Below are 12280 nucleotides of genomic sequence, written 5' to 3' on the forward strand. Positions count from 1 at the left end.
CTTATCCTTTCACGGAACCCGCCATCAGGCCGCGGACGAAGTATCGACCAGCCACGATGTAGACGAGCAGAGTTGGCAAGGCGGCAAGAATGGCGCCTGCAAAATGAACGTTGTATTCCTTCACACCGGTTGACGATTGCACCAGGTTGTTAAGCGCGACCGTCATCGGTTGGCTGTTGGCATCCGCAAAGGACGCACCAAACAGGAAGTCATTCCAGATGTTTGTGAACTGCCAGATGATTGAGACCACTGCGATTGGACCGGAGCTGGGCAGAAGAATGCGCCAGAAGATCTGAAAGAACCCGGCCCCATCGATTTGCGCGGCCCGGATCAGTTCGGTTGGGAAGACAGCATAGTAGTTGCGGAAGTAAAGCGTCGTGAATCCGATACCGTACACCACATGCACCAGGGCCAGGCCCCAAGTCGTTCCGGCCAACCCCATCAGACCCAGCATGCGTGCCATAGGGATCAACACGATCTGGAACGGGATGAAACAGGCGAAAAGCATCAAGCCAAACAAGATAGTGTCGTATTTGAACCGCCACTTTGTAAGCACATACCCGTTCAGCGCACCCAGAACGGTCGAGACTATGACAGCCGGAACCACCATCTTGATGGAATTCCAGAAGTACGGGCGCAAGCCTGTCGGCTCGACCCCGATCTGAGCCGACGACCAGGCTTTGATCCAGGGCTCAACGGTAAAGACCTGCGGCAAGTTCATCATGCCGCCGCCGGTAATCTCTTCCAGCGGTTTCAGTGAGTTTGCCAGCATCACGTATAGCGGCAGAAGATAGAACAGTGAGAACAGTAATAGCACCAGATAGATCAGCGTGCGCGTGATGCGCCCGGTGCGGATCGCGGTATCCTGAGTCGCCTGAGCCATCAGCGTTTCTCCCGCAATTCAGCATAAAGATAGGGGATCATGATCGCTGCGATAGTCATCAGCATAATCGTCGCCGATGCAGCGCCAATCCCCATCTGATTTCGGGTGAAGGTGTAAGAATACATGAAGGTTGCGGGCAGCTCGGTCGCGCGGCCCGGGCCGCCTCCGGTCAAGGCGATCACGAGGTCAAATGTCTTGATGGCCAGATGGCTGAGGATAACAAACGCAGACAGGAATGCAGGTCGCAATTGCGGAATAATGATGCGACGGTAGAGGTTCCAGTTCGACGCACCATCCATCTGTGCGGCACGCAGTATTTCGTTGTCGATCCCCCGCAGACCAGCAAGAAACATCGCCATAACGAAGCCGCTGGTCTGCCATACGGCGGCCAGAACAACCGTGTAAATTGCGTAGTCCCGGTTTTTGATCCAGTCAAACTCGAAACTTTCCCAACCCCAGCTGTGCATCACGTTTTCCAACCCGATACCGGGGTCCAAAAACCACTTCCAAGCGGTACCTGTCACGATAAAGCTGAGTGCCATGGGATATAGGTAAATCGGGCGCAGCAAACCTTCGCCGCGGATTTTCTGATCAAGGAAGATCGCCAGGCCAAGCCCGATACAGGTGCAGATCACGATATAAAGACCCGCAAAGATGCCCATATTGATCAGAGATGTTTCCCAATGGCTAAGCCGCCAAAGTTTGTCGTAGTTTTCCCAACCAACCCATCCAAATGACGGCAGGATGCGGCTGTCGGTAAAGGACAGGTAGACCGAAAACAGGATGAACCCGTAAACAAAGACCAGCATCATCGCCAACGAAGGCGACAGGACCAGTTTCGGGATCCAGTTTTGAAGGCGTGTCTTGAAATCCGCGTCGGCTGAAACAGCCATGGCGCGTCCTCCTAAAGTGGTGGTGTTCTAAGGCTTGGATTGCCCTCTTGGGACAGGGCGGTCGAATGACCGCCCCATCGGGAGGATCACTCTTCGATCACTTGGCGATCGATACGGCGTCAACCAGCTCGACCACAGCTGTTTCGCTGTCGTACTCACCGTTGAAATGCGCCGTCACGACGTCATAGACCGCATTCTTGACCGACGCGGGCGCTGCGTGGCCATGAGCCATCGAACCAAACAGGTTACCCGATGCCGCTGCTGCGGCCAGATCTTTCATGCCTTGCTTACCGCAGGCGTCAAAATCTGCGTCGCTGACATCTGTACGGGCCGGGACCGATCCCTTCACGACATTGAATGCCGACTGGAATGCGGGCGACAGGATGGCACTGGCAAGTGCGGCTTGTTCTGCCGAAACCGAACCGCCCTGATCGAACATCATGAACTGGTCGGCGTTGAACGTGACCTGATCGGCCGTTCCCGGGAAGCGGAAGCACAGGAAGTCTTCACCCGGAACTTTGTCCGCATTCAGAAACTCGCCTTTTGCCCAGTCGCCCATCATCTGGAAACCGGCTTCACCATTGATGACCATCGCCGTGGCGAGGTTCCAGTCGCGGCCCGAGAAGTTTTCGTCAACGTTGTCACGGATAAAGGCCATGCGGTCGAAGGCTTCTTTCATTGCGTCTCCGCCAAGTGTGCCTTCGTCCAGATCAACAAACGCCGCCTTGTAACCATCCGGACCCAGGGTCGACATCGCAACCGCATCAAATATGGTCGCGTCCTGCCATGCCTGACCACCATGTGCGATCGGCGTAATACCCGCGGCTTTCAACGCCTCGACGGCTGCAACAAATTCGTCCCAGCTGGCTGGTTGCGCGATGCCATTTGCGTCCAGCACGGCCTTGTTCGCCCAAACCCAGTTGGTCGAGTGGACGTTGACAGGCGCAGACACCCACTTACCGTCATGCTTGGCAAACGCTTTCAACGCGTCAGGTACAACGTCGTCCCAGCCTTCTTTGGCAGCAACGTCATTCAAGTCAGCCAGCGCACCCTGTGCGGCCCAGTCCTGAATATCAAAGCCCAAACCCTGTACAGCTGTTGGTGCGTTACCAGCAGTGACACGCGCCCGCAAAACGGTCATCGCCTGTTCACCACCGCCGCCTGCAACAGGCATATCGGTCCAGCCAACGCCCTGTCCTGACAAATCGTCCTTCAGGACGTTCAGCGCTGCGGCTTCGCCGCCTGACGTCCACCAATGCAGAACTTCGACCTCTTCGGCATGGGCAAGGCTGGACGTGCACAGCAGGCCAGCCACAATGGCCGATTTCGTCTTGAGTAGTTTGCGCATTATATTTCCTCCCTAAATGCGATCGTCGTTCGTTGAGCACCTTTTGTAGGTGCCTGTTGTTAGCTTTCCTGCACCCATCGCGTCCGGCTGTTGCCGATCCGCATAACCACAGATTTCACTTCAAAGAATTCCTCGAACCCATATCGTCCAATCTCTCGTCCCTGCCCTGATTGCTTGAACCCACCGAAGGCAACTTCGGGGAATCCATCCATCCAGGTGTTGGTCCAGACCGTTCCCGTTTCTGCACGGCGGGCGAGTTCAAGGCAGGTGTGAACACTCTCACTCCACGCGCCCGCGGACAGACCGTAAGCGCTATCATTGGTCAGTGTAACGGCCTCGTCCAGTGTTTTGAACGTCAGGATGGAAAGAACCGGGCCAAACACTTCGTCTCGTGCGATGGGCATGTCGGGCGTGACCTCGTCTATCACTGTTGGCTGATAGAACTGATTGCCCAGACCTTCGACGTTCAACGGGGCACCGCCAAGCACAACAGTCGCGCCATTAGCCTCGGCTTCCTTGACATAAGCATCAATTTTCAAGTTGTGCTGCGGGGTTACGATTGCGCCTACTTGCGTAGTTGGATCCAGCGGATCGCCGAACTTGACCTTGCGAGACAGGTCAACAACACGGTCGCGGAAATCTTCTGCAATATCTTCATGCACGATAATCCGACTGCTTGAGTTGCAGCACTGCCCTACGTTGAAATAGACACCAAAAACAACAGCATCCGCAGCAGCATCCAAATCGGCATCTGGGAAGATCACTTGGGGGTTCTTGCCGCCTAGTTCCAGAGCCACTTTCTTAAGCGTATCCGACGCTGTTGCGCTAATGGTTTTGCCAACCCCCGTCGACCCCGTGAAGCTCACCATATCTACGGCCGGGTGGCTGGACATCAAGCTACCAACCGGCACACCGTACCCAAGCACAATATTGCAGACACCAGCTGGTAGACCTGCCTCGACCAGCAGCTCACCCAGCATCAGGGTTGTCGAAGGCGTCATCTCTGACGGTTTCACCACGACGGTGCAGCCCGCCGCCAGTGCAAAGGGCAGTTTCTGGCTGAGAATCCAAAATGGGAAGTTCCACGGCGTGATGATCGACACTACGCCGATAGGCTCTTTCAGAACCATGCCTACTATGTCTTCACCCAGCGTGTTGTGACTGTCCCCATGTGTGCTGCGTGCCAGCGAGGCCGCATAGCGCCACAAATCTGCAGCACCACCGACTTCTGCCTGGGACTGGCTGATCGGCTTACCGCTTTCCAGTGTTTCCATCAACGCGATGCGGTCGACATTGCACTCAATCAAGTCCGCAACTTTGAGTAAGATCAATGCGCGGTGTTTGCCAGATGCCCGGCTCCAGACCCCGCTGTCAAAAGCCGCGCGGGCCGCTTCAATCGCTTTCTCAGCCTCAGCCTCTCCGCCCAATGCGGATCGGCTGACGATGTGCCCATGCGACGGGGAGTGGCGTTCGAAGGTCTCACCAGATGCGCTGTCACAAAAAACACCGTTGATCAGGTGCCGACCTTCGAAAGGTTCGGGCAGATCGAAAGAAATTGCCGGGTTGATCGAAAGATCTTTCATCTTGTCAAAGGCCTGAAAACTGAGGGTTTCGTTTTTCCTTAAAGGCCGCAACACCTTCGTCGCGATCCGCTGAAGCCGCAGCCGCAGCGCTACCGAGGGCTTCGACGACGGCCTGCATGTCTTCGCCAACCGCTGCATGGATCATGTTTTTTGAGATTTCCACGGCACGCGGGGACAAGCCTTGTATGTCAGCCACCATCTCAAGCGCGCGGGCCAGTGGATCGTCTGCCACCTCGGCCGCGAAACCTAGTTCAACAGCGCGTTCCGCCCCAATGCGACGGCCAAACAGCGCCATCTCTTTCACAGCGCCTTCCGGGATCAGCCGGGTTAGCCGTTGCGTTCCTGACCAACCAGGCACAATCCCGACGCGTGCCTCTGGCAAGGCCAGCGTCGCGCGGGGGGCCACCAGCCGCAGATCACAACAACTGGCCAATTCCAGCCCTCCGCCAAATGCATGGCCGTTAATCGCGGCAATCGTCGGCTTGCCCAGCCGCGCCAATCGGTCAAAAATCCGATGTCCGTCCCGCACCCAATGGCGCGAAAACTCAGCCGGGCTTAAGTCACCCCATGCGCCAATGTCGGCGCCGCAGCAAAAAGCCTTGTGGCCCGCACCGGTTACGATCAAGCTTCGTAGTGAGCTGTCGCGCTCAACTTGCTGAACCCGCGCTTCCAGCGCATCCAACATCTGCGTCGTTAAAGCATTCAGTTTGGCCGCGTTGTCCAACGTTAAGACTGCCGTTGACCCGTCGATATGAAAACCAATCCCGCTCATGGGGTCATCCCCATCGGGCCTTCGGCAAAAAGCTTACCGGGCATGAGTTTGGCGTTTTCTGCCACGGATATACGCCCGCCGGACGCGTCGACGATATCGCGTTGCGGATCAATACCGGGCATGATCTCGTTCGCGACCAAACCGCCCTCAGTCAAGCGGATCACGCAACGCTCGGTGACATATAGAACGTCTTGACCCGTCTCGCGCGCACGGCGCCCCGAGAAGGTGACATGTTCAACCTGGTCCACCATCTTGGTGAATTTTCCGGGCGCCGTGACATTGATACCATCTGATCCCAGATCGATCTTGGCGCCTGCCTCGAACCAACCGGAAAATACGATTTTCTTCGCCCGCGCTGTGATATCAACAAAACCACCGCATCCCGCTGTCAGGTAAGGTTTTTTGCCTAGCTTGGAGACGTTCACATTGCCTTCGACATCCACCTCGAGGAACGACAGGAAAGACATATCGAACCCACCGCCCTGAAAGTAGATGAACTGTTGTGGCGACGGTACGTAGGCATGGGCATTGGACGCGCATCCAAACGCAAATCCAGTCAGGGGCACACCACCCACGGCACCTTGCTCAATGGCCCAGGTCACTGCCTGCGGGTGGCCCTCTTCCAGTAGAATACGCGGGACCATTGCGCTGATCCCAAAGCCCAGATTCGCGCTCATCCCCTTGCGCAACTCCAAAGCGGCCCGGCGCGCGATGACCTTCTCGACACCGTGTTCTGCTAGAGAAAAACTATCCCAGGGACGCATGACCTGTCCTGATATCGCCGGATCATAGGGTGTCTCAGTGGTCTGTTTCTGAAGCGGGTCCTCAACAATCAGGTCAACCAGATGACCCGGGACACGCACATCATGGGGCCGCAGACTGCCCGCAGCAGTGACTCGCTGAACCTGTGCGATCACCAGCCCACCGTGGTTGCGCACGCAGATTGCCTGTTCCAACCCGCCCAGATACGCACCTTCATGTTCGTATGTCAGATTTCCGAATTCATCCGCCGTGGTGGCGCGCATAATACAAACGTTCGGAACGATGTTGGGAAAGTGTAACCAGGTCTGACCATCGAATTCTGCCCGGGCAACGATCGGTGCATCCGCACCGCGCGCATTCATCGCACAGCCTTCTCGGACCGGATCAACAAAGGTATCCAATCCGACTTGGGTTAACACGCCGGGCCGCTTTGCAGCAGCCTCGCGGTGCATATCGTACAGAATGCCCGAGGGAACGTTGTAGGCCGCCACCCGATCCTCGACGATCATCTTCCAGATTTCAGGCATCTCAAGGCTTGAAGGGCCCGAAGGGTACGATCCGGCGAAAACGCGGCTCAGCAGCCCGTCTTGGGCCAGATGCTCCATACCCTTTACCCCGTACATGTCCCCTGCCGCGATGGGGTGAAGTGTTGTGATGTTGCGCGGATGCCCTTCGGCCTGAAACCGCTGACCGATGGCTTCGAGCACCAGATCGGGGCATCCCAAAGCGGAAGATGACGACACCGTCACCACTGCATCGTCTGGGATTCGAGAAACAGCCTGGGATGCGGATACAAGCTTGGTCATCAGAACCCACCGTAATCGACATCAACCCGCTGGCCTGTCGCGGCAGCTTTACGCACGCAAAGTGCCACAGAAAGAGATTTTACCCCATCCGGGCCATCGGCGGCAGGCCGGCCCTGTCCTGTGGCGGCGGCAACAAACTCGGAAACGCCTTGAACATACAGGTCATGATCCGAGTACGAGATGTTTTCCTGACCGTCCTCGGTCACCAAGGTGATATCGCCAACCGGGCTTTGGGTCATAATGCCCTTTGCAAAAATCGATCCGTGCGTTCCGTGCACCTCCAAACCTGATCCGGCAAAAGGGTGCGTAAAGCTCTCATGTGTCATGACCATCGCACCGGAGGGCATGGTCCAGACAGACATGCAAGAATCCTCGACCCCCTGCCCCATGCCCGAGCTAGCCATCTGAGCCACGACAGAGGCTGGGTCCTCCTGCAGCAGAAAGCGCGTAACATCTGCGTCATGCACCACAATGTCAGGAATCACGCCGCCCCCGGCACCTGCATCGTTTATCCGCCACCCTTGTAGATTGCCTGGTAAGTGAACGGCATGATGAATGCGCAACGACAGTACCTGCCCCACGCGCCCTGCAGCAATCAGATCACGAATCGCGCGATGGCTGCCCGAACAGCGCAGGTGGTGATTGGTGCCAAAGACGGCATCCGCCGCCTCGGCCGCGCGCACCATCTCGATTGCCTCTTCCTGGGTCATCCCCAATGGCTTTTCGCACAACACGTGTTTGCCTGCCGAAATGGCGGCCATGGCCTGCGCATGATGCTTTTCGTTGGTGGATGAAATGTAGACAGCCTTTACCTTGGAATCAGAAAGCGCTTCGGACAGGTTGGTCGTCGCGCACGCAATTCCATGATCATCGGCCCATACCTGAACCCGTTCAGGAGAGTTGCTAACGATCCAGGTCACATCGTGCCCCGGTTGTTGGCGTACTGCGTTCAGCATGTGTTGGGCAGCGATTGTACTTGCTCCAACAAAAACCCAGTCCATTTCAGATCCCCCAATTAGAACGTTCCAATTCACTACTGGAACGTTCCAAACTTAGCAACAAGAAAATTCAAATCACGTCTGATCGGGGTAGTATGGCCTAAACGAGCCAAAGAATTTTGGCTGCCAGAAACCATTGCAGAAAGCCATTTCAGCATCGGTTTGACTTTGTCCTGTGCTGGGTCGTACCCCGGATCAGGTCACAGTCTCAGTCGACGGGCGCCGTTCAGCCCGTACTGTTCAGCGCGCCCAACATTCCGGTTTCTTTGACCGCCTCCATCGCGACAAATGTGGATGTACTGGCGACATGCGGCAGGGAAGAGACCTTCTCGGCTAGCACAGCGCGATACTCTGACATCGAACCGGTGCGAATTTTCAATAGGTAGTCGAAATTCGAGGCGATCATATGCGCCTGTTCTATTTCAGCTACTTTTCGAACCGCCGCATTGAACTCAGCCAGCGCCTTTTCACGGGTGTCTGCCAAACGCACCTCGACAAAGGCAACGTGATCCAACCCAAGACGGATCGGGTCCAACATAGCGCGATAACCGGTGATGATACCATCGGCTTCCAACCGTTTCAGACGTGCCTGCGTGGGCGATTTGGACAGCCCAATCTTTCGGGCGAGATCCGCAACCGAAATACGTCCGTCTTCGGCAAGCACCTTAACGATAGAGCGGTCAAACCGATCCAACGTTGGAAAGTCTTTTTGCATCTCAGTCCCCTAAATATTCAGGCGATTAGACCACAATACAGCAAAACTCGGTCCGTTGTCCTGTCATTTAGCGAATATACTAACAAAAAGCCCGGAGAAACCATGTCACGTAACCTGCGTACCCGTATCGATACCCTGACCTATGCGGACCAGACCGCAATTCTTGATGCCCTGATCCACCAAGCGGCCCTTACGGACGCAGATCGCAGTGCAGTTTGCGATGCAGCCGCGCAGCTTGTTCGAGACATCCGATCGAACACATCACCCGGTATGATGGAGGTCTTTCTGGCCGAGTATGGCCTGTCTACAGACGAAGGCATCGCCTTGATGTGCCTTGCCGAAGCGCTGCTCCGCGTTCCCGATGCGGATACGATCGACGCGCTGATCGAAGATAAAATCGCGCCATCGGACTGGGGTAAACATCTGGGACAGTCCTCATCATCTTTAGTTAACGCATCAACTTGGGCGTTGATGCTGACGGGCAAAGTCCTGGATGAAGGCAAGGCATCGCCGGTCGGTACATTGCGGGGTGCGATCAAGCGTCTGGGCGAGCCGGTGATCCGAACCGCCGTGGGACGCGCCATGAAAGAGATGGGGCGCCAGTTTGTGCTGGGCGAAACGATCCAGTCCGCGATGAAACGGGCCAGCGGGATGGAGGAGAAAGGTTATACCTACTCCTATGATATGCTGGGCGAGGCTGCGCGGACAGACGCGGATGCGGCGCGGTATCATCTGTCATATTCCCGGGCCATCGCCGCGATTGCCGAAGCTTGCACACATGACGACATCCGTGCCAATCCCGGTATCTCGGTCAAGCTGTCGGCACTGCACCCAAGATACGAATTGGCCCAGGAAGAACGGGTGATGAAGGATTTGGTCCCGCGCCTGCGCTCTCTTGCACTGCTGGCGAAATCGGCCGGAATGGGCTTGAACGTTGACGCCGAAGAGGCTGATCGCCTGTCGCTGTCAATGCAGGTGATCGAAACGGTGATGGCCGAACCGGCGCTGGCCGGTTGGGATGGCTTTGGCATTGTTGTTCAGGCTTACGGCCCGCGGGCCGGGCTTGTTCTGGATACGCTTTACGAGATGGCCCAAAGACACGACCGCAAACTGATGGTCCGTCTGGTCAAAGGTGCCTATTGGGACACCGAAATCAAACGCGCGCAGGTCGAAGGTGTCGACGGCTTTCCGGTGTTTACCCACAAGGCTGCAACCGATGTGTCCTACATCGCCAACGCCCGTAAGCTTTTGGGTATGACCGACCGCATCTATCCTCAATTCGCCACGCACAATGCGCATACCGTCAGCGCGATCGTACACATGGCCGAGGATCAACAGTACGAATTCCAACGCCTGCATGGCATGGGTGAGACACTGCATCAGATTGTGAAGGACCAACAGGATACGCGCTGCCGCATTTACGCTCCGGTTGGCGCACACCGTGACCTGCTGGCCTATCTGGTCCGACGGCTGTTGGAAAACGGGGCAAATTCGTCCTTCGTCAATCAAATCGTAGACGAGAACGTGCCGCCAGAGGAGGTCGCTGCAGATCCCTTTAGCACCATTCAGACACCGCCTGCCCCTTTGCCGACCGGACCAGAATTGTTCCAGCCTGAACGACCAAACTCAAACGGCTTCGATCTGAATCACACCCCGACGCTTGACATGATCGACGCCGCGCGGGACCAGTTCCGAACCTCTGATTGGCATGCTCGACCGCTATTGTCAGACAAAGCCAAGCCGGGGTCAGATGAACCCATCGTCAACCCAGCCGATCCCCAAGACGTGCCCGGTACTGTTTCGCAGGCGAGCGCTGAAGATGTCGAGCTGGCGCTTGCGTCGGCAAGCCAATGGCGGGTTCAGGCCACCGAACGCGCCCGTATCCTGAACGCTGCTGCGGATCTGCACGAAACCCATTATGGTGAACTTTTTGCCCTTTTGGCACGTGAAGCGGGAAAATCCCTGCCCGATGCGGTTGCGGAACTGCGCGAAGCGGTCGATTTCCTACGCTACTATGCCGCCAATATCCCGGATTCCGATCCAGCTGGTACGTTCACTTGTATCAGCCCATGGAACTTCCCATTGGCCATCTTTTCCGGTCAGATCGCGGCAGCCTTGGCCACGGGCAATGCAGTTTTGGCAAAGCCTGCGCCACAAACACCTCTGATCGCACACCGTGCAGTTCAGCTTTTGCATGAGGCCGGAGTGCCCCGCGATGTGTTGCAACTGCTGCCGGGTGGCCCGGCTGTTGGCGCGGCATTGACCTCGGATGCGCGCGTGTCCGGTGTGGCCTTTACTGGATCAACCGTCACGGCGTTGAAGATCAGAACAGCAATGGCCGAGAACATGCGCCCCGGAACGCCGCTGATTGCGGAAACCGGTGGTCTTAACGCAATGATCGTCGACAGCACAGCCCTGCCCGAGCAGGCCGTTCAGTCCATCATCGAGAGCGCGTTTCAGTCGGCAGGTCAGCGATGCTCGGCGCTGCGCTGCCTGTATCTGCAGGAAGACATCGCCGAGGATGTACTGACGATGCTCAAAGGCGCGATGGACGCCTTGTCGGTTGGGAACCCATGGATGATCTCAACCGATTGCGGTCCGGTCATTGACGAACTGGCACGTCAGGGCATCGCGGATCATGTCGCACAGGCGCGCAGCGAGGGGCGGGTTCTCAAGGAACTTGACGCACCTAACAAAGGAATATTTGTTGCCCCCACATTGATCGAGGTCTCGGGTATCTCGGCCATGGAACGCGAGATCTTTGGTCCCGTCTTGCACGTTGCGCGCTTCAAAGCTCAGGAAATCGACAAGGTCATCGCCGATATCAACGCTACCGGCTACGGGCTGACCTTTGGCCTCCATACCCGGATTGATGACCGGGTGCAGCACGTCACCGAGGCGATCCACGCGGGCAACATCTATGTGAACCGCAACCAGATCGGAGCCATTGTCGGATCGCAACCGTTTGGTGGGGAAGGTCTTTCCGGCACCGGGCCGAAGGCGGGCGGACCCAATTATATGGCCCGGTTCTGTGCACCGGATCGCCAAGCTGCGACGGGTACTTGGGACGCCAAGGCAGATCTGCCCGCGCCGCAGGCGCAACCTGCCGCGGTCAAAACCCAATCTCTGCCAGGTCCAACCGGCGAGTCCAACCGCCTGAGCGAATACCCTCGCCCACCGTTGTTATGCATGGGTCCCGGAGAAACCGCGGCGCGCGCGCAAGCGGAATCTGTGATGAACCTTGGTGGGACTGCAATTCAAGCGACGGGCATGCTGGACCTGCATCGGTTGGAAGACCTGACCGAAATCTCAGGCGTCTTGTGGTGGGGCGATGATGAGACTGCACGTCAGATCGAGCTGTCTCTGGCCCGGCGGGATGGCCCTATCCTGCCCCTGATCCCGGGGAAGCCAGACCGGACGCGTGTACTGGGCGAACGTCATGTTTGCGTCGATACCACAGCAGCGGGTGGCAACGCCGCCTTGTTGGGTGGTGCGGCATAACCTTGCCTTGACGCTGGGC

General features: G+C 57.0%; 9 protein-coding genes. 1 reads left to right on the top strand and 8 read right to left on the bottom strand.

Going from position 1 to position 12280, the window contains the following annotated elements:
• Position 1: 1 nt before the first annotated feature.
• The 8 genes from Q1B13_RS00670 to Q1B13_RS00705 all read right to left on the bottom strand — a co-directional run bounded on the left by Q1B13_RS00670 (position 2) and on the right by Q1B13_RS00705 (position 8760).
• Positions 2-883 carry a carbohydrate ABC transporter permease gene (locus Q1B13_RS00670; RefSeq protein WP_299076981.1) on the bottom strand — a complete coding sequence of 294 codons (882 nt, stop codon included), beginning with the start codon at positions 881-883 and terminating at the stop codon, positions 2-4.
• The gene (locus Q1B13_RS00675) at positions 883-1776 is read right to left on the bottom strand and encodes a carbohydrate ABC transporter permease (protein WP_120631896.1); all 894 of its coding nucleotides are present in this window, start codon (positions 1774-1776) and stop codon (positions 883-885) included. Before Q1B13_RS00675 ends, Q1B13_RS00670 begins: the two co-directional genes overlap by 1 nt.
• 97 nt (positions 1777-1873) lie before the next feature.
• Positions 1874-3124 (bottom strand): ABC transporter substrate-binding protein, encoded by a 1251-nt coding sequence (locus tag Q1B13_RS00680; protein WP_299076985.1) that lies wholly within the window; start codon positions 3122-3124, stop codon positions 1874-1876.
• A 59-nt stretch (positions 3125-3183) separates the two neighbouring features.
• The gene (locus Q1B13_RS00685; RefSeq protein ID WP_299076988.1) at positions 3184-4707 is read right to left on the bottom strand and encodes an aldehyde dehydrogenase family protein; all 1524 of its coding nucleotides are present in this window, start codon (positions 4705-4707) and stop codon (positions 3184-3186) included.
• A 4-nt stretch (positions 4708-4711) separates the two neighbouring features.
• The gene (locus tag Q1B13_RS00690) at positions 4712-5479 is read right to left on the bottom strand and encodes an enoyl-CoA hydratase/isomerase family protein (protein ID WP_299076991.1); all 768 of its coding nucleotides are present in this window, start codon (positions 5477-5479) and stop codon (positions 4712-4714) included.
• The gene (locus tag Q1B13_RS00695; protein WP_299076993.1) at positions 5476-7047 is read right to left on the bottom strand and encodes an acyl CoA:acetate/3-ketoacid CoA transferase; all 1572 of its coding nucleotides are present in this window, start codon (positions 7045-7047) and stop codon (positions 5476-5478) included. The genes Q1B13_RS00690 and Q1B13_RS00695 overlap by 4 nt, the downstream gene beginning before the upstream one ends.
• Positions 7047-8048 carry a Gfo/Idh/MocA family oxidoreductase gene (locus Q1B13_RS00700; protein ID WP_299076995.1) on the bottom strand — a complete coding sequence of 334 codons (1002 nt, stop codon included), beginning with the start codon at positions 8046-8048 and terminating at the stop codon, positions 7047-7049. Before Q1B13_RS00700 ends, Q1B13_RS00695 begins: the two co-directional genes overlap by 1 nt.
• 223 nt (positions 8049-8271) lie before the next feature.
• Positions 8272-8760, bottom strand: a complete 489-nt coding sequence (locus Q1B13_RS00705; protein ID WP_298933600.1) for a winged helix-turn-helix transcriptional regulator — start codon at positions 8758-8760, stop codon at positions 8272-8274.
• Positions 8761-8862: 102 nt separating this feature from the next.
• Between Q1B13_RS00705 and putA the strand changes: the two genes are divergently transcribed.
• Entirely contained in the window at positions 8863-12261 is a 3399-nt protein-coding gene (gene putA, locus Q1B13_RS00710) for a bifunctional proline dehydrogenase/L-glutamate gamma-semialdehyde dehydrogenase PutA (protein ID WP_299076998.1), read from the top strand.
• The last annotated feature ends 19 nt before the right edge of the window (positions 12262-12280 follow it).

This window comes from uncultured Ruegeria sp. (assembly GCF_947489545.1).
Lineage (GTDB): Bacteria > Pseudomonadota > Alphaproteobacteria > Rhodobacterales > Rhodobacteraceae > Ruegeria.